The 17,758-nt window shown below is 61.3% G+C and carries 20 protein-coding genes, 1 tRNA gene and 1 pseudogene; 10 read left to right on the plus strand and 12 right to left on the minus strand.

All coding sequences use genetic code 11. The features are described from left to right. The 3 genes and pseudogenes from EN851_RS02740 to EN851_RS02750 all read left to right on the plus strand — a co-directional run. Complete coding sequence (locus EN851_RS02740) at window positions 1-393, plus strand: Mth938-like domain-containing protein (protein ID WP_127872650.1); 393 nt, start codon at window positions 1-3, stop codon at window positions 391-393. Between the two features lies 1 nt (window position 394). After that, window positions 395-1,243: a phytoene/squalene synthase family protein gene (locus EN851_RS02745; protein WP_189343749.1), complete on the plus strand. Its 849-nt coding sequence runs from the start codon at window positions 395-397 to the stop codon at window positions 1,241-1,243. A gap of 130 nt (window positions 1,244-1,373) precedes the next feature. Beyond that, window positions 1,374-1,682, plus strand: a pseudogene (locus EN851_RS02750) (sterol desaturase family protein); the annotation flags it as partial. Window positions 1,683-1,711: 29 nt separating this feature from the next. Here the strand turns inward: EN851_RS02750 and trmFO are convergent. From trmFO to EN851_RS02765, 3 genes are all read right to left on the minus strand, one after another. After that, a complete protein-coding gene (gene trmFO, locus EN851_RS02755; RefSeq protein WP_135928474.1) occupies window positions 1,712-3,124 on the minus strand; it encodes a methylenetetrahydrofolate--tRNA-(uracil(54)-C(5))-methyltransferase (FADH(2)-oxidizing) TrmFO in 1,413 nt (470 codons plus the stop codon). 565 nt (window positions 3,125-3,689) lie between these two features. Then, entirely contained in the window at window positions 3,690-3,830 is a 141-nt protein-coding gene (locus EN851_RS02760) for a DUF1127 domain-containing protein (RefSeq protein ID WP_013895120.1), read from the minus strand. A 49-nt stretch (window positions 3,831-3,879) separates the two neighbouring features. Continuing rightward, window positions 3,880-4,020 (minus strand): DUF1127 domain-containing protein, encoded by a 141-nt coding sequence (locus EN851_RS02765; RefSeq protein WP_013531315.1) that lies wholly within the window; start codon window positions 4,018-4,020, stop codon window positions 3,880-3,882. Between the two features lie 234 nt (window positions 4,021-4,254). Between EN851_RS02765 and EN851_RS02770 the strand changes: the two genes are divergently transcribed. Together EN851_RS02770 and EN851_RS02775 are read left to right on the plus strand one after the other, a co-directional pair. Then, a complete protein-coding gene (locus EN851_RS02770) occupies window positions 4,255-5,373 on the plus strand; it encodes a DUF2157 domain-containing protein (protein WP_135928475.1) in 1,119 nt (372 codons plus the stop codon). Next, window positions 5,370-5,954, plus strand: coding sequence for a GDYXXLXY domain-containing protein (locus EN851_RS02775; protein WP_127872648.1), 585 nt, complete (start codon window positions 5,370-5,372; stop codon window positions 5,952-5,954). Before EN851_RS02770 ends, EN851_RS02775 begins: the two co-directional genes overlap by 4 nt. A gap of 110 nt (window positions 5,955-6,064) precedes the next feature. Here the strand turns inward: EN851_RS02775 and EN851_RS02780 are convergent. Beyond that, window positions 6,065-6,147 (minus strand) — tRNA-Leu (locus tag EN851_RS02780). 359 nt (window positions 6,148-6,506) lie between these two features. On the opposite strand from EN851_RS02780, the gene tig reads away from it, so the two are divergent. The 5 genes from tig to EN851_RS02805 all read left to right on the plus strand — a co-directional run bounded on the left by tig (window position 6,507) and on the right by EN851_RS02805 (window position 11,575). Further along, a complete protein-coding gene (gene tig, locus EN851_RS02785; protein ID WP_135928476.1) occupies window positions 6,507-7,982 on the plus strand; it encodes a trigger factor in 1,476 nt (491 codons plus the stop codon). Window positions 7,983-8,133: 151 nt separating this feature from the next. Then, window positions 8,134-8,658: a hypothetical protein gene (locus EN851_RS02790; protein WP_167531454.1), complete on the plus strand. Its 525-nt coding sequence runs from the start codon at window positions 8,134-8,136 to the stop codon at window positions 8,656-8,658. Between the two features lie 285 nt (window positions 8,659-8,943). Next, window positions 8,944-9,324, plus strand: a complete 381-nt coding sequence (locus EN851_RS02795; protein ID WP_135880525.1) for a cytochrome c family protein — start codon at window positions 8,944-8,946, stop codon at window positions 9,322-9,324. Between the two features lie 22 nt (window positions 9,325-9,346). Then, window positions 9,347-10,282 carry a heme o synthase gene (locus tag EN851_RS02800; RefSeq protein WP_135921454.1) on the plus strand — a complete coding sequence of 312 codons (936 nt, stop codon included), beginning with the start codon at window positions 9,347-9,349 and terminating at the stop codon, window positions 10,280-10,282. 480 nt (window positions 10,283-10,762) lie between these two features. Then, the gene (locus EN851_RS02805) at window positions 10,763-11,575 is read left to right on the plus strand and encodes a DUF2189 domain-containing protein (RefSeq protein ID WP_127276667.1); all 813 of its coding nucleotides are present in this window, start codon (window positions 10,763-10,765) and stop codon (window positions 11,573-11,575) included. Window positions 11,576-11,630: 55 nt separating this feature from the next. Here EN851_RS02805 and EN851_RS02810 read toward each other — a convergent pair whose 3' ends face one another. The 8 genes from EN851_RS02810 to EN851_RS02845 all read right to left on the minus strand — a co-directional run bounded on the left by EN851_RS02810 (window position 11,631) and on the right by EN851_RS02845 (window position 17,449). Continuing rightward, window positions 11,631-12,104, minus strand: a complete 474-nt coding sequence (locus EN851_RS02810) for an aminoacyl-tRNA deacylase (RefSeq protein WP_127276669.1) — start codon at window positions 12,102-12,104, stop codon at window positions 11,631-11,633. 181 nt (window positions 12,105-12,285) lie between these two features. Beyond that, on the minus strand, window positions 12,286-12,687 hold the full coding sequence (locus EN851_RS02815) for a cytochrome C oxidase subunit IV family protein (protein WP_135928477.1): 402 nt from the start codon (window positions 12,685-12,687) through the stop codon (window positions 12,286-12,288). A 9-nt stretch (window positions 12,688-12,696) separates the two neighbouring features. Continuing rightward, complete coding sequence (locus EN851_RS02820) at window positions 12,697-13,416, minus strand: heme-copper oxidase subunit III family protein (RefSeq protein WP_127872646.1); 720 nt, start codon at window positions 13,414-13,416, stop codon at window positions 12,697-12,699. Between the two features lie 13 nt (window positions 13,417-13,429). Continuing rightward, the gene (locus EN851_RS02825) at window positions 13,430-14,134 is read right to left on the minus strand and encodes a cytochrome c oxidase subunit 3 (RefSeq protein WP_135928478.1); all 705 of its coding nucleotides are present in this window, start codon (window positions 14,132-14,134) and stop codon (window positions 13,430-13,432) included. Then, entirely contained in the window at window positions 14,131-15,900 is a 1,770-nt protein-coding gene (gene ctaD, locus EN851_RS02830; RefSeq protein WP_127872644.1) for a cytochrome c oxidase subunit I, read from the minus strand. Before ctaD ends, EN851_RS02825 begins: the two co-directional genes overlap by 4 nt. Window positions 15,901-15,920: 20 nt before the next feature. Next, entirely contained in the window at window positions 15,921-16,799 is an 879-nt protein-coding gene (locus EN851_RS02835) for a cytochrome c oxidase subunit II (protein ID WP_135928479.1), read from the minus strand. A 151-nt stretch (window positions 16,800-16,950) separates the two neighbouring features. Then, window positions 16,951-17,304: a JAB domain-containing protein gene (locus EN851_RS37665; RefSeq protein WP_348630709.1), complete on the minus strand. Its 354-nt coding sequence runs from the start codon at window positions 17,302-17,304 to the stop codon at window positions 16,951-16,953. Continuing rightward, window positions 17,219-17,449, minus strand: coding sequence for a helix-turn-helix domain-containing protein (locus EN851_RS02845; RefSeq protein WP_135928480.1), 231 nt, complete (start codon window positions 17,447-17,449; stop codon window positions 17,219-17,221). The genes EN851_RS37665 and EN851_RS02845 overlap by 86 nt, the downstream gene beginning before the upstream one ends. Between the last annotated feature and the right edge of the window lie 309 nt (window positions 17,450-17,758).

A 17,758-nucleotide genomic window follows, 5' to 3' on the forward strand; every position in this document is an offset into this window, starting at 1 on the left:
GTGACCGGCAAAGGCATCGTCATCCGCGAGGCGCATTTCCCCGGCCGCGCGCCGATAGAGGCCTATGGCAATGGCGGGTTTCGCTTTGCCGACATGTCGCATCGCGGCTCGCTGCTCTGCTTGCCCACGGGCATCCATGGCTGGGAGCCGGCAAATCCCCTGGCGCTGACCGTCGCGGATTTCGACAAGCTTCTGGCGGAAGCCGACAAGGTCGAGATCCTGCTGGTCGGCATGGGCAGGGATTTGCGGCCCTTGCCGGCGGCGCTGCGGGCGGCGCTGAAAGAGGCCGGCATAACGTCCGACCCGATGTCGACCGGGGCCGCGGTCCGGACCTACAATGTCCTTCTGGCGGAAGACCGCGCCGTGGCCGCGGCGCTCATCGCCGTCGATTGATATGTTGCAGAACGCCAAAATCGTCATGGACGCGGTGCGCGCCGCCGACCATGACAGGTATCTCACCGCGCTCTACGCGCCTGCCGACAAGCGCGACGCACTGTTTTCGCTCTACGCCTTCAATGCCGAGATCGCCGGCATCCGTGACCGCATCCATGAGCCGTTACCCGGCGAGGTGCGGCTGCAATGGTGGCGCGATGTCATTGCCGCCGGCGGTGAGGCGGGCGCGGGCCATCCCGTTGCCGACGCCTTGAACCTCACCATTACAGCATTCAAGCTGCCAAAACTGGCCTTCGAGAACATGCTCGAGGCGCGCATCTTCGATCTCTACGACGACCCGATGCCATCGCGCACCGATCTGGAGGGCTATTGCGGCGAGACGGCGGCCGCCCTCATCCAACTCGCGGCGATGGTACTCGATCCCGCCGACGCGCCAGGGTTTGCCGAACTGGCGGGTAGGGCGGGTTGTGCGCAGGCGATTACGGGGCTTTTGCTTCTGTTGCCGCTGCACCGCAGGCGTGGACAGTGTTTTATCCCGGCCGACATCCTGGCGGCGGCGGGCTCGTCGCCGGAAGAATTTGTTGCCGGCGACGGCGGGCCTGGTGCCCGGCGCGCGGTGGCGGCGATGATCGCGCTGGCGCGCGAACACCTGTCGGCCTTCGAGCAAGGCGCTGCGGCGCTGCCGGGGTCGTTGCGTTCGGCATTCCTGCCGCTGGCGCTGTCACGCGCCTATCTCGCCAAGATGGAAGGCTCGCGCCACTCACCGCTCGGCGGCGTGGCACGGCTGTCGGCGTTGCGCCGGCATTGGTTGCTGCTGCGTCGTGCAGGCAAGGGTTGGCCAGCACTTTGACGTAAACGTCAATCGTGTTAAGGAGTCCGCCTGCCGAGAACTGTCGCCGAAGACGACGGGCCGGCCGGGAGGAAATCCATGAGCTTGTCCGTACTGGTTGCGATCGTCGTGCTCGGCATGGCGCTGTCGGGACCGCATGTTCGGCACCTTCGTCGAGGAGCTGGAAGAAGATCGGCCGCGCTATGGGATCGTCAAGAACCTGGGCACCTTCAACCCGCTGAAGGTGGCGTTCCACGAATGGATCGGCATGTTCAGGGACGCCTTCGCACCCGATCTGACGCCGCGCGAGCGCCTGAACTACCTGATCAAGCCGCCGGGATGGAGCCATGACGGTTCGCGCGACACGTCGGAGACGCTGAAGGCAGCGTATCTGCGGAGAAATCCGGGGGAGGCGGGCAAGCCCGGACTGCCGTCGGCAGGTGTCGAGGCCGCGGAATAATATCGCCTGAGGACTGATCGGGCTGTCCGCTACTCCGCCGCCTGAGCCGTCTCCGCCGGCAAACCCAGCCACTGTCGACAGTCACTCCGCGCTCGCGACGTGATCGCATGCCGTTTGGCCACGGTTTTGTCCTTGCCGTGCATGCGCTTGCCTTCGGTCTTCGGCGCTTCGACGGGCGGGAACAGGCCGAAATTGACGTTCATCGGCTGGAAGGATCTTTTCCCGGGCTCGTCGTCGGAAACGATGTGGCCGCCGGTGATGTGGTTGAGCAGCGCGCCGAAGGCGGTGGTGAGCGGCGGCAGGGACGGTGCGTGGCCAAGCCGCTCGGCTGCGGCGAAGCGCCCGGCGAGCAGGCCGATGGCCGCACTTTCGACATAGCCTTCGCAGCCGGTGATCTGGCCGGCAAAACGCAGGCCGGGCCGCGACTTCAGCTGCAGCGAGGCGTCGAGCAAGGTCGGCGAGTTGATATAGGTGTTGCGGTGCAGGCCGCCGAGGCGGGCGAAGTCGGCGTTTTCCAGGCCCGGAATAGTGCGGAAAATACGCACCTGCTCGGCGTGCTTCAGCTTGGTCTGGAAGCCGACCATGTTGTAGAGCGTGCCCAGCGCATTGTCCTGGCGCAACTGCACCACGGCATAGGCCTTCACGGTCGGATTGTGCGCGTTGGTCAAGCCCATCGGCTTCATCGGTCCGTAGCGCAGCGTTTCGACGCCGCGCTCGGCCATGATCTCGATCGGCAGGCAGCCGTCGAAATAGGGCGTGCCTTCCCACTGCTTGAATTCGGTCTTCTGGCCGTCGATCAGCGCCTGTACGAAGGCGAGATATTGGTCCTTGTCCATCGGACAGTTGATGTAGTCCTTGCCGGTGCCGCCAGGCCCGACCTTGTCGTAGCGCGACTGGAACCAGCAGGTATCCATATCGATCGTGTCGAAATGGATGATCGGCGCGATGGCGTCGAAGAAGGCCAGCGCATCGGCGCCGGTCGCCTCGGCGATTGATTGGGCAAGCGACGGTGCGGTCAGCGGCCCGGTGGCGATGATCGCCTGGTCCCACTCCGCCGGCGGCAGCCCTGGCACTTCCTCACGCTGTATCGTGATCAGCGGATGCGCCTCGAGCTTTTTGGTCACCGCCTCGGAGAAACCGTCGCGGTCGACGGCCAGCGCGCCCCCGGCCGGCACCTGGTTGGCGTCGCCGGCACTCATGATCAAGGAGCCCGCCAGCCGCATTTCGGCGTGCAGAAGGCCAACGGCGTTGTTTTCGGCATCGTCGGAGCGGAAGGAATTGGAACAGACCAGTTCGGCCAGGCCGTCTGTCTTGTGGGCGTCGGTGCCGCGAACCGGGCGCATTTCATGCAGCATGACGGGCACGCCGGCTTGCGCCACCTGCCATGCCGCTTCGGAACCGGCGAGGCCGCCGCCGATGATATGGATTGGATTTTTGCTCATGGCCGCCGGAATAATCGCTTGCCGTCGCGATTGCAATTGTCGCGCGGCGGTAACGCGAACGCTGGTCGGGAAAGCCTCCGCCTGAAAACAACAACACCCGCCGGGGGAGGAGGTCCGGCGGGTGTCGTTTTTTGGGGCGACCCTCGGGAGGAGGTGAAGATCGACCGTATTCGTCATCGCCGGGGAGGAGGTCGGCTCAGACGAAATTCCTTTCGCATTTTTAAAGAGGGCGAAGCCTCTGGGGCAATTTCATTTTGCCCTAGGGAAACAACGCCCGCCGCGGGAGGAGGTGCGGCGGGCGCCGTTTGGGTGGCCAACCCTCGGGAGGAGGTGAAGGTTGGGCCTATTCGTCATCGCCGGGGAGGAGGTCGGCTTTGACGAAATTCTTTTCGCATTTTTAAAGAGGGCGAAGCCTCTTGGGCAAATTCGTTTGCCCCTGGGAAACAACGCCCGCCGCGGGAGGAGGTGCGGCGGGCGCCGTTTTGGTGGTCAACCCTTGGGAGGAGGTAAGGGCTGACCGTATTCGCTTGAGGTCGGGGAGGAGGTCGACCCAAGCGAAATTCTGTTAGATCGCCCTGCGGGCGACGATCTTGATTTCGTCGCGGACGATACCGAGATCATGCAGCTGGCGGTTCGAAAGGCGACCCAGCTCGGTAACCGTCTCGCGATAAACGCGCCAGTTACGATAGTTGCGGATCAGGTTCATTGTCGTTCTCTTTTTCAAAACTGGTTCGGACCATTCGCGGTCCGAAGAATTAGACCGCCTTGCGAGCGACGTAAGGAATGTCGCTGCGGCTGATGCCGAGGTCGGTCAGTTCACGGTTGCTCAGGCGGCTCAGCTCGGAAACGGTGTCCCGGTAGCGGCGCCAGTTGCGGTAGTTGCGGATCAAGTTCATGGTAGTTCTCGTTTCGTCTTTCTTGCGGATCATTCCGTTTGTGTACGAACCATAAGTAGGGGGACCCATATCGATTTAAAAGCGCTATGGCTGCATGGCAGCAATGCAAATTGTGCAATGCAACATTAACGCGCCTTCACGGACCTGACACAAAGAAGCCAGAATCAGAAAGTGCCGTGACGTCAACGGTTTGGGTGCGTCGGTTAAAATTACGACCGGGTGGGGAGAGAGGACATGGCGGGGTACTCGACACGGATCAGGGCCGACATCGAGCGGTGGCGGCAGGCCGGACTGATCGACGCCTCGACGGCCGACGTGCTGAGGCGCGACGTCGAGGCCAACGCACGCCAGTCGCTCAGCTTCGGCTCGATCCTCGCAATGATGGCGGCTCTTCTCTTTGGAGCGGCCATCCTGATCTTCGTCGCCGCCAACTGGGATGCGATTCCGCGCCTGGCGCGGGTGGCGGCGCTCTTTGCCATTATCCTCGGCGGCTATGTCGGCGGCGGGGTGCTGAAGACGCGCGACCACGCGGCAATCGGCGAAGCGCTGTGGATCGTGGCGGCGGCCGCGTTCGGCGGCTCGATCGCGCTGATCGGCCAGATGTACCATTTGTCCGGCGACGAGGCTTCGGCGCTGGTCACCTGGGGCGCCGGCACGGCGTTGGCGGCGGTGGCGCTGCGCTCAAACCCGCTGACCGTGGCAGCAGTTGGCATCGCCGACGCCTGGCTGTTCCTGAAAGGGTTCGATTATTACAGCCGCAGCGGCTTTCCGCATGCCTTCGTCGTCATGGCGATCGTGCTGTTTGCCATCTCGTTCTGGACCCGCAGCCAGCCGGCGCGGCACCTGATCATCGTGTCGCTGCTCTTCTATCTCATATTGCTGGCGACGGACCATGCGACGCTGCCGGTAGCGATCCCGCTGGTCATCGTTTCGGCGCTGCTTTTCGCGGGTTCGGTCTTTGCGCCGGAACCTGTCGACAGGATCGTGCAGCTCGGCGGCCGCTTGCCGCTGCACGCATTGCTCGGCTTCCTCACCGGCCTGGCCATCATCCAGTTCGAACTGGCCGACGAAAGTACCTACAACAGCGGCTTCGCCATCGCTTCGGTCGTCGCGCTGGCCGGCATCGTCGCGGCTATCGTGCTCGCAGGGCGCGAGAGCCGGGGCCTGCGCTGGCTTGCCTATCTCGGTTTCGCCTTCGAACTCGCCATCATCTACGTCGTGACCTTGCAGTCGATGCTCGATACGGCCGGCTTCTTCCTTGCCGCCGCGGTACTGCTCGGCGTGCTTGCGATCGTCATCATCCGCGTCGAAAAACGCATGAAGGGTCCACTCAGCGGGGGAGCCACGGCATGATGACCGGAAAGAGGCTTGTCATCTCGGCGCTGGTGCTGGCGCTCGTCCAGATCGGATTCCTGAGCTGGATCATCGCTGGACGGGCGGCGATCCTGCGCAATGGCAAGGAAGTGCTGCTGAAGATCGAGCCCGTCGACCCACGCGATCTGCTGCGCGGCGACTATATCATCCTCGGCTACGACATCTCGCGCATACCGGTGAAGATGATCGCCAACATTCCGGCCGACAAATTCTCCAGCGACGATACCTCGATCGTGGTCCGGCTGAAAAAGGGCGCCGATGGCTACTGGACACCGACCATCGCCTGGTTCGGCAAGGCGCCGACGCCGGCCGCCGCGGAGGAGGCCGACATTTCGGGCCATGTCGCCGCCGGTTGGGACCTGCGTGGCGAAGGCATGACAATCGCGCCGGATTACGGCATCGAACGCTTCTATCTGCCCGAAGGCGAGGGACTGGCGATCCAGACCGACATGCGGGTGCGGCCATTCGGGATCAAGCTGGCGCTCGCCGCCGATGGCACGGCGCAGATCAAGGCGCTGGTGGATGGCGACAAGACGCTGTTCGAGGAGCCGCTTTACTAGGTCGTGGGAGGCACGATAACGCCGGTCCTCGTTCGCCAAGGCTTCGGAGGACACTCCTTCGTCTAACGAGCTTCGTGTGGCCTGCCACCCAAAGTTCGAAGAGCGAAGGGTGGTGCGGGTAGAGGGACTCGAACCCCCACGATCTCTCGCCAGAACCTAAATCTGGTGCGTCTACCAGTTCCGCCATACCCGCGTGGCCCGGCAATCCCATGTAGCCATCATTCTGTCAATGTCGGAGACAACATGTCGGGTCAGGACCGAAATGTGGTTATTCGCCTAAACGCGAAGACTGTTGAAAATTAGGCTCGCCTGTGACAAAAGGCGTGTCAAATGTGACGGGACGCGACGATCCGCTTCTGCAGAATGTGATAAGAAGTAGGAAAAACAAGAACTTATTCACATTTTGGAACGCAGTTTGGGAGAGTTTGAGCCGCATTTCCGGTCAAATCGCCAGGTTCCGTACCAAAAGCCATTCCCGGCAAGAATTACCGGCAGGCTGTGAACGGCAGGGAGCCGTTTGGCAGTCTCATTGGTGAAAACAAAGGTTTTACGATGCAGGTCACCGAAACACTCAATTCCGGTCTCAAGCGCGAGATCAAGATCACCGTGCCGGCCGGTGATATGGAAGCCAAGCTGATGGCCCGGCTGTCGGATGCCCGCGACAAGGTCCGCATCAACGGCTTCCGTCCGGGCAAGGTGCCGGTGCAGCACCTGCGCAAGGTCTATGGCAAGTCGTTCATGGCCGAAGTGGTCAACGAGATCCTCAACGACTCGACCCGTTCCATCATCACCGGGCGCGGCGAAAAAGCCGCCATGCAGCCCGAGGTCATCATGACCGAGGACGAGAAGGAAGCCGAGAAGATCCTGGCCGGCGGCGCCGACTTCGAATTCCGCCTCAACTATGAGGTCATTCCGGCGATAGAGATCAAGGATTTCTCCGACATCAAGGTGACGCGGCAGGTGTTCGACGTTCCCGATTCGGAAATCGACGACCAGGTCAAGCGCGTCGCCGAATCGGCACGCAGCTACGAGCCGAAGGCCGGCAAGGCCGCCGAGGGCGACCGTGTCAGCATCGACTATGTCGGCAAGATCGACGGCGAGGCTTTCGCCGGCGGCGCCGGCAACGACCAGCCGCTGGTGCTGGGCTCCAAGGAGTTCATTCCGGGCTTCGAGGAACAGCTGATCGGCACCAAGGCCGGCGACGAGAAGCAGGTCACCGTAACCTTCCCGGAAAACTACCAGGCGGCGCATCTGGCCGGCAAGGAGGCGACCTTCGACGTCACCGTCAAGGAAGTGTCGAAGCCGGGCGAACTGGAAATCAATGACGAGACCGCCAAGAACCTTGGCCTGGAATCGCTTGAGCGCCTGCGTGACATCGTGCGCGGCCAGATCGAGAACCAGTTCGGCTCGATGACGCGCCAGAAGGTCAAGCGCCAGCTACTCGACCAGCTCGATGCGGCCTATTCGTTCGAAGCACCGTCGAAGCTCGTCGAGGCGGAGTTCAACAACATCTGGGCACAGGTCAACCGCGACCTGGAGGCCGCAGGCCGCACCTTCGCCGACGAAGAGACGACCGAGGAAGAGGCGCGCGCCGAGTACATGCGTCTGGCCGAGCGCCGCGTGCGCCTTGGCCTGGTGCTGGCCGAGATCGGCGAGAAGGCCGGCGTCACCGTGTCGGATGAGGAACTGCAGCGCGGCCTGTTCGAGCAGGTTCGTCGCTTCCCGGCCAACCAGCAGCAGGAAGCTTTCGAGTTCTATCGCGGCAACCCCGAGGCGCTCAACGCGCTCAGGGCGCCGATGTTCGAGGAGAAGGTTGTCGACCACCTGCTCGAGCAGATCTCGGTCACCGACGTCAAGGTCAGCAAGGAAGAGCTGATGGCCGACGACGAGGAGGCCGAAACCGCGACCAAGGCGAAGCCGGCCAAGAAGGCCGCCGCGAAGAAGGCTGACGACAAGAAAGCCGACGACGCGGAAGAGCCGAAGAAGAAGGCCGCACCGAAGAAAAAGGCGGCCAAGGACGCCGAATAGACCGGACATTCCAACGAATTCCGAAAGGCCGCCTCCGGGCGGCCTTTTTCGTTGCGAAATTGCAACATCGGATTCGTTCCTGGTGGGCACCGGTGGCGGTGCGAAGCCTTGATCATTATCTGGTTGGTTGGAAGACCAGAGGTAGTTGGCAATGTCGTTGCGGGTGTTCGTGGAACTGAGGCGCGCTGCCGCCACCGTGTTTTTCCTGGCCTTGGCCTGCGGCGCTGCCGGGGCCGGCACGGACAATTGGCGTTTCGATACCGGCAATGACGGCCTCGTCACCGCCTCTCTCTATGCCACTAACAAGTTGATCACCGGGGGCGGCGCGCTGAGCTACAGCCCGGTGCTGACAATTGCCTGCCGGGCGGACGGCGAGCCCGCCTGGACCGAATGGCTGCAGTTGAACGACGCGGTCTCCGCCAGCCGGAAAATCACCATGTCGGTCACGATCGACAGGGACAGCAAATTCGACGAGAGCTGGTCGGTCGGCACACGCGCCAGGATGCTGATGCGCGATGGCGCCGACGGCATAAAGCGCCTCGTTCCGGCAAATCGCCTGCTGCTGTCGTGGCGTTTCGGGCTGCTGTCCGGGCGCGGTCAGGCCGATTTCGACCTGGCCGGCTTCGGTGAGGCGGTCAGCCAGATTGCCGCGACTTGTCAGACGGAAGTGCCCTGAGCCACCGCAGACCGCCTAAAGCGCGTCGCGTCGCAACGGTTTGACGCGCTTTTGGCCTTTGCTTCCATGCATGTCGTTGTTCCCGAAACCGTAATCAATTTTGGGCGACATGCATCAAACCTTCGTACGGTCGACCTCTTCTACCTGCCAGCCAGATTCTGTGGTATATAGATGCCGCAATTCCATATGGGGAGAAGCGGATAATCTGTTCTCCCGTGCAAGGCGCATGGTACCGACATGCGCGCAGATCGTCTCAGGGACATTTGACGATCAGGAGGAAATGCCATGCGCTTGATCGCGTTTTTCGCCGTCGCCTCTGTTGCAACCTTCATCGCCAATCCATCGCAAGCTCAGGACGCTGCGGCTGGTGAGAAGGTCTTCACCAAATGCAAGGTTTGCCACATCGCGGACGAGGACAAGAACAAGATCGGTCCATCGCTGCATGGCGTCATCGGCCGCACCGCCGGTACGCATCCGGATTTCAAATATTCCGATGCCATGATCGCCGCCGGCAAATCCGGCGTCAAATGGGACGAACCGACATTGACGACCTACCTTCATGACCCCAAGGCCATGGTCAAGGGGACCAAGATGACGTTTCCCGGCCTCAAGACCGATGCGGACGTGGCCAACGTCATTGCCTATCTGAAACAATTCTCTCCGTAACCCTGTTCTTTCACCGGCTGATATGTCGACCCAGGAAGGCCGCCTCAAGGATACCGGCATCCGCCTCTCGGAAGCGACAGCGGGCGACTTCTTCGCGCTCTTGAAGCCGCGAGTGATGGCGCTGGCCGTATTCACCGCTTTCGTCGGCCTGATGGTGGCGCCCGGCGCGATGAATCCGGTCATTGCCGTGATTGCAATCGGTGCGATTGCAGTCGGGGCAGGGGCGGCCGGGGCCCTCAACATGTGGTACGACGCCGACATCGACGCGCTGATGTCTCGCACATCAAAGCGGCCCGTTCCGTCGGGCCGCGTCACGCCAGGCGAAGCTCTCGGCTTCGGCCTGGTGCTTTCGGCGCTTTCGGTCATGACGCTCGGCGTGCTGGTGGGGTGGCTTGCCGCGCTGCTGCTGGCCTTCACCATCTTCTTCTACATCGTCATCTATACGATGTGGCTGAAGCGCTCGACGCCGCAGAACATCGTCATCGGCGGCGCGGCGGGTGCCCTTCCTCCGGTCATTGGCTGGGCGGCCGCGACTGGCGCCATCGGCATTGAGAGCTTGATCCTGTTTCTGATCATCTTCCTGTGGACGCCGCCGCATTTCTGGGCGCTGGCGCTGTTCAAGGTCGGCGACTACGCGGCTGCCGGCATTCCGATGATGCCGAACGTGGCCGGCCAGGCCTCGACCAGAAAACAGATATTCGCCTATTCACTGTTGTTGGCGCCGATCGGCGTGCTGCCCTGGATGCTCGGATTCGCGAGCGCGTTTTATGGGATTGCGTCGGCTGCATTGGGCGCGGGTTTTATCTGGCACGCCTGGAAGGTTCTGGTCGTTGCAGACAAGGAGACGAAGCCTGCGAAAGCGTTGTTTGCCTTCTCGATTTTCTATCTTTTCGCGATCTTTGCCACACTGCTTGCCGACACCGTCGCAACACGGGCGTTCATGTCAGCCGGAGGTTGACGCCGTTGTTGCCACACCCGCCGGCTCGACACCGCCAGTCCGCAATTGTTGCGTTGAAGACCCTGCGAGCAGACCAGGATCGGCTCCGAGATCAAGATGGTATTGCCCAAAATCCCAGGATCAGCAAAGCGACTATGCCAAGGCCGAGTATGAGAAGCGTCCTTCCGTCCATGACCTTCACCTTTGACTCGGCGCATGAGCCTGAAAATCGAAATCGATCTTCAGCAGGAACCATGCGTCAATCAACGTGGTACGGCGCCCTTCGCGTGTCTAAAAAGGCACGCGGCGCTGTACCAGAATATCGAAAAAACCCCGCCGGAGCTAGCCAGACCGGCGGGTCTCCCTCTGACAAAGCGCGACAAGTCTCCGGCAAGAGAGTATGTTGTTTGCGGTGCAGGTCGCGGTTTTGCGTGGCCAGTCACACAGAACGGCAGCACCACGAAACCGCGACCTTACCGGACCAGGTCTGGAGGAACGGTCATGGCAAGCTTTCACGTGATTGCAGGTTCCAGCGAGACGCTGGAACATATCGGAATTCGAAAAATCGGTGTTTCCGACCTTTTCGACGCGCTCAAGCGGGGCGTCGACGATTTCATGGTCAAACCATCGCACATCGTTTTTCTCTGCCTGATCTATCCGCTGGTGGGAGTCGTGCTCGCCGCCTGGACTTCCGGCGCCAATGCTTTGCCGTTGTTGTTTCCACTGGTCTCGGGTTTCGCGCTGGTTGGCCCGTTCGCGGCGATAGGCCTCTATGAAATTAGCCGCAGACGGGAAGCCGGGCTCGACACTTCCTGGCGGCACGCATTCGAAGTCAGAAATTCTCCGGCGCTCCCCGCCATCGCGGCGGTCGGGATCATGCTTCTGGCAATCTTCATCACCTGGCTTTTGACGGCGAAACTCTTCTACGAATATCTCTTCGGTCCGGCTCCGCCGGAATCGATATCCAGCTTCATCAATGAGATATTCGCCACCGGACGCGGCTGGTCGCTGATTGTCCTAGGGCATGCCATAGGCTTCGTCTTCGCAGTGGTGGTTTTGTGCACAACGGTTGTCGCCTTCCCATTGCTGCTCGATCGCGACGTCGGCGCCTACGAAGCCATTCACACCTCGGTGCGTGCGGTGCTGGCGAACCCGATCACCATGGCTGTCTGGGGACTGATTGTCGCCGTCGCCCTGATCATCGGGTCGCTGCCGGTGTTCGTCGGGCTGGCCGTCGTGTTGCCGATCCTCGGTCACGCCACCTGGCATGTCTACCGCAAGGTCGTGGAGCCGCCAGCCGGGTCGGCGAGTTGAGGACGTTGCGCCTCCCTGCATCGGCGAGGTGCCGGTGCAGGGCTGATCGAAGCCATCAGGAGGCCGGGTGACTGAAGCGGCCCTGGTATGCGCCCATGGTCAGATTGCGGAAATCCTTGCCGCTGACATGCACCAGCGTTCGATGGTCGCCGCCTTCGAAGTAGACGTCGGCGGCGTCGCCAAGGCTTTCATCGACGATCACCGGCACATCGTAGGCGGCGCCGATCGGCGGGATGGCGCCAGTGTCGCAATCATCGAAGAGCAAAATCACCTCGTCTTCGGAAGCAAGGCCAAGACGCTTGTCCATGACGTCTTGCAACCTGCCAAGTTCGATCCTGTGGGTGCTCGGAACCACGGCCAGCGTATAGCCAAGCTCGTGGTGAACGACCACGGATTTCGCCATGATGCTGCCGGGCACATGCGCGGCTAGTGCCGCCTGCCGGCTTGTCGACGTGCGATGGTGAGCGACGGTGTCGTAGGAAATTCCCTTGCCGTCGATGAAGTCCTTCAATTTGTTTGCGATCGTCATCCTGGCCTCCCTTGTTTGAGCAAGTTCTTTCCGAACCGAAGATCAGCACGGCAAACCCGGGTCCATTTTTAGCAAAACTGGACCAGCGGCCGATAGTTTCAAGGCGCCGGCAAGAGGGCTGCACGCATGCGAGATCCGTGGGTTCTGCCCGGAAATGCCAAGGGCAAATCCGGTGTGCGCGTCAGGGGCCGGCTCCGAAAAACGACAGCCGGGTGAAAAGCGTGTAGTCGGCCTCAAAGACCATCATGGTCACGAACACCAGCACCAGTATCGGCGGCAGAATGATCGCATAGGCCAGCGCCAGCCGTTCCCAGGCCATGTGCATGAAGACAGCGACGATCAGCCCTGCCTTGAGGATCATGAAGATCAGGATCAGCGACCATCTGAGATAGCCGTGAAGGCCGAAATAATCGACCAGGTAGGAGCAGCTGCTGAGGATGAACAGCCATGCCCAGACCACCAGATAGAGCTTGATCGGATGTTCCTGATGCAAGTCGGCATGTACGATGGCCGCCGGCGCTTCATGTGCATGGCCAGTGTGAAGTGCGTGTTGCCCCAGGCCGTTTGCGGTTGCTTCAGCCATATCTGCCTCTCACCAAAGATAGAAGAATGCGAAGATGAACACCCAGACCAGATCGACGAAGTGCCAGTACAGCCCCATGATCTCGACATTCTCGTAGCGGCCCGTGCGGCTGGTGAAGAATCCGCGCCGGCCGGTGTCGTAGTCTCCACGCCAGACCTTGCGGGCCACGATGATCAGGAAGATCACCCCGATCGTCACATGGGTGCCGTGGAAACCGGTGATCATGAAGAAGCATGAGCCGAATTGCGCGGCGCCCCAGGGATTGCCCCAGGGCCGCACCCCTTCGGTGATAAGCTTGGTCCATTCGAAGGCTTGCATGCCGACGAAGGTCGCGCCGAGTGCCGCGGTTACAAGCATGAGGATCGCCGTCTTGCGGCGGTCGCGGCGATAGCCGAAATTGACCGCCATGGCCATCGTTCCGCTGCTTGAGATCAGCACGAAGGTCATGATGGCAATAAGGATCAGCGGGATATCGGAGCCACCGATGCGAAGCGCAAAAACCTCACTCGGATTGGGCCACGGCACACGCGTCGAAATGCGCGCGGTCATGTAGGAGAGCAGGAAGCAGCCGAAGATGAAGGTGTCGCTGAGCAGGAAGATCCACATCATGGCCTTGCCCCAGGACACGTTCTTGAACGCACGCTGATCTGAGGACCAGTCGGCGGCAATGCCTTGCCAGCCCGTGGGCCGTGGTTCCGTCTGGCCGATATGTGTCAGTGTCTCTGCCATCCGCTTGATCCTCTCAGGTCAGCAATCGTTGGCAAATGTCGACGAATGTCGCGGCCCAGCCGGCCAGCAGCGCGAAGATGGCGAGCCAGACGAAGAGCAGGAAATGCCAGTACATGGAGCACAGTTCGACGCTGAGGCGAAGCCGCTCCGGCCGCGCTCCATTCCAGGCGCCGGCGGTGGTTCTGCCGAGGCCCACAAGCCCGCCCAATATGTGCAGGCCATGCATGCCGGTGATCAGGTAGAAAAAGCTGTTGGCCGGATTGGAGCTCAGGAGATAGCCGTCGTCGGTCAGTTGCCGCCATGCCATGAGCTGTCCGATCAGGAAGGCGAGCGCCGTGAGCCCGGCGGTGACAAGACCGAGCCTGACCATGTCGACTTGGCCCCTGCGCGCCGCCACCGAGGCGCATTGCAGGGCTACGCTGCTCAGGATCAGCACGCCGGTGTTGAACCAGAGCAGCCGCGGCAGCGGCAGCGGCTGCCAGTCCGACACCGTCATCCGCATGAAATAGGCGCTGGTGAAGAGCGCGAACAGGCAGCCGACAACGGCGAGGAAGACGCCGAGGCCGATCTTGGCGGTGGGCAGCGCCGACCTGTCGAAGGCGACAAAATCGCTGGCCAGGCCTTGCTCAAGCCATGGCTTGCCCATCAGCCTCTGGTGTGAAAGCCACCATCCGGCAAAACCGGCAATGACGAGCAGGAAGACCAGGATGACGCTCATGCCGGTTCCCTCGAGGGGCCGAAGGAGCCCGGCATGTTCTGCGGGATGAAGTCCTCCTTTGCACCCGGTACGCTGTAGTCATAGGCCCAGCGGTAGACGATCGGCAGATCCTTGCCGAAATTGCCGTGGGCCGGCGGTGTATGCGGCGTCTGCCATTCGAGGGTCGTGGCCCGCCACGGATTGCCGCCGGCCTCGCGGCCATGGCGGATGCTCCAGATCAGATTGAACAGGAACACCATTTGGGCAAAGCCGACGATGAACGCCATGATGCTGATGAACGAGTTCAGGTGGTGGGCCGACTCCGTCATGATCGTCATGTCGGTCAGTTCGGCATAGCGCCGCGGCACGCCCATCAGGCCGAGATAGTGCATGGGAAAGAAGATCAGGTAGGCGCCGAGGAAGGTGACCCAGAAATGGAACCGGCCCAGCATCTCGTTGAGCATCCGGCCGGTGACCTTCGGGTACCAATGGTAGATCGCGCCAAAAACCACGAGGATCGGGGCGACACCCATGACCATATGGAAGTGGGCAACGACGAACATGGTGTCGGACAGCGGGACATCGACGACGACATTGCCGAGAAACAGCCCGGTCAGCCCGCCGTTGACGAAGGTGACGATGAAGGCCAGGGCAAAAAGCATGGGTATGGTGAGATGGATGTCACCGCGCCACAGTGTCAGCACCCAATTGTAGACCTTGATGGCCGTCGGAATGGCGATGATCAGTGTCGTGGTGGCGAAAAAGAACCCAAAATAGGGGTGCATGCCGCTGACATACATGTGGTGTGCCCAGACCACGAAGCTCAGCGCGCCGATGCCGACGATGGCCCAGACCATCATCCGGTAGCCGAAGATGTTCTTGCGGGCATGAGTGCTGATCAGGTCGGATACGATGCCGAAGGCCGGCAGCGCCACGATGTAGACCTCGGGATGGCCGAAGAACCAGAACAGGTGCTGGAACAGGATCGGGCTGCCGCCATTGTGCGGCAATTGCTCGCCCATCTCGGAGATCGCCGGCATGAAGAAGCTGGTGCCGAGCGCGCGGTCGAGCAGCATCATCACGCTGGCGACGAACAGCGCCGGAAAGGCAAGCAGCGCCATGACGGTCGCGGTGAAGATGCCCCAGACGGTCAGCGGCAGGCGCATCATCGTCATTCCGCGCGTGCGGCCCTGCAGCACCGTCACCACATAGTTCAGGCCGCCCATCGTGAAGCCGATGATGAACAGGATCAGCGACGAGAGCATCAGGATGATGCCCCAGCCCTGGCCACCCGGTGTGCCGCTCAAAATGGCTTGTGGCGGGTACAGCGTCCAGCCGGCCCCCGTCGGTCCGCCGGGCGCAAAGAAGCCCGACACCAGAACCAGCACGGCGAGCAGGTAGATCCAGTAGCTCAGCATGTTGACATAGGGAAAGACCATGTCGCGGGCGCCGACCATCAACGGGATCAGGTAGTTGCCAAAGCCGCCAAGGAAGAGGGCGGTGAGCAGGTAGATCACCATGATCATGCCGTGCATGGTGATGAACTGGTAGTAGGCCTCCGGAGTGATGAAGTCGAACGTGCCGGGGAAGCCGAGCTGCAGCCGCATCAGCCAGGACAGCACCAGGGCGACCAGACCGATGCCCGTTGCTGTCGCCGAATACTGGATCGCGATGACCTTGGCGTCCTGCGAGAAAACGTATTTCGTCCACCAGCTGCGCGGATGATAGAGTTCCACTTCCGCGACTTCGGCGGGCGGGATGCCGTCCGCAGGGGTGATGTCGACCATAGGAACACCTCCGGTCCTTCTCAGCGAGCTCCGGCCGTTTCGAGCCTTGCTGCAATTTTCAAACCCGTCGTCTTGCCCGGCGCCTGCTCTACCGAACCGGTTTGCAGTGGCGCCGACAACTGCGCGAAAGTCTGCTGCTGGCCAAGCCAGGCCACGTAGTCCTGCTGCGTGTCGACCACGACCACGCCATGCATCAAGGGATGCCCTTGGCCGCAGAGTTCGGCGCACAAGACCTGAAAGGTCCCGGTCCTGGTCGGAGTGAACCAGAAATAGGTGACCGAGCCCGGGATCATGTCCATCTTGGCGCGGAATTCCGGGATATAGAAATCATGAAGCACGTCGATGGAGCGGAGCAGCATCTTGACCGGCTTGCCGACCGGCAGATGCAGATCGGCCGCTTCGACCACGACATCGTCCTGACCATTGGGATCGCCGCCGATCACGCCCAGCGGATTGTCGGCGGAGACGTCGCGGGTGTCGGATGTGCCAAGCTTGCCGTCCTTGCCGGGCAGACGGAAACTCCACTGCCACTGCTGGCCGACGACTTCGACGTCGGTTGCGTCGCTTGGGACGTTGACAAACCGGCTCCAGACGAACAGGCCGGGAACCAGCAACGCAGTGACCCCGACCGCGGTGACGATCGTCAGCCACGATTCGAGCCGCTTGTTTTCAGGTTCGTAGGCAGCCCGGTTGCCTTCCCGATGACGGAAACGGAAGACGCAATAGGCCATGAATAGAACCACTGCGGCGAACACGATGCCGGTGATCCAGAAGGTGATGATGATGGTATTGTCGATATAGGCCCAGTTCGAGGCAATCGGCGTCCACCACCATGGGCTCAGCAGGTGAAACAACACTGAGCCCACGACGATCAAAACGAGTACAAGCGCTACGGCCATGTCCCGTTCCTCCAGGCATTCCAAGAGGCGCGAAGCCGTCCAGGGAAATACCTGGCCCATTATAGCTTATTTTGGGGTCGCAATTCTAGAGCCGACTATGTTGATTGAAAAATCCCGGCTCTTGCCCTTGGCCTGGCGCCAGTCCCGCCGTCTAGATCAGCAGCAGGCCCTTCATGCTGGAATAGCCTTTTCGCCCGATGATGATGTGGTCGTGGACTGAGATGCCCAGCCGCTTGGCCCCTTCGATGATCTCTTTCGTCATCTCGATATCGGCGCGTGACGGCGTCGGATCGCCGGAAGGGTGGTTGTGGACCACGCCGACAAAACGCGCAATGTATTGATTTTGAACGGATAAATCCAAATGCGACTGCGAATGGTGCCGGTAATTGGGATCTGTTGACCGTGCCCGTTCGTGATCATCACGCCTGATCACCCAGCCGCTCAATGAGTCGTTTGGATGCACTGCACTGCACTCTATTCCTTTCGTCCCACGCATCAAGATCATCGACCGGATATAGGACGGCCTTGCCAACCTTAACGAAAGAAGGGCCCAGACGCATCGCGCGCCAATTTCGCAGGGTCCCGACTGAAACGCCGCCACGATAACGCTCAGCCACCTCTTCCGGCGTAAGGAATTTGCTATCTGCCATTACTGCCTCCTTCGGCAGCACGATTGAGGCCGTGCCGCCGTGCTTTACGTTGCTTATCGCGGCAGCCTTTTCAACGTTTTGAGTAGTTGGTTTTGGATCACTGGTTCAATCGCCCGAGCCCAGTACCTAACGCTTCCGCATGGACATACATGCTGTGATATTCGCGACCGCGAAAGACGTTGAACGCAGGCGTCGGAGAAACGGATACCATGGGTGCCATATAGGCGGGGCTGTCGGCGCCCCCCGCCTTAGCGGAGCGCGGCCATCAGCGGGGCTAGGTGCCGCACAAGTGTTTCCAACAATGTGAAG

The organism is Mesorhizobium sp. M8A.F.Ca.ET.208.01.1.1, from assembly GCF_004791315.1.
In the GTDB taxonomy this organism is placed as follows: Bacteria; Pseudomonadota; Alphaproteobacteria; order Rhizobiales; family Rhizobiaceae; genus Mesorhizobium.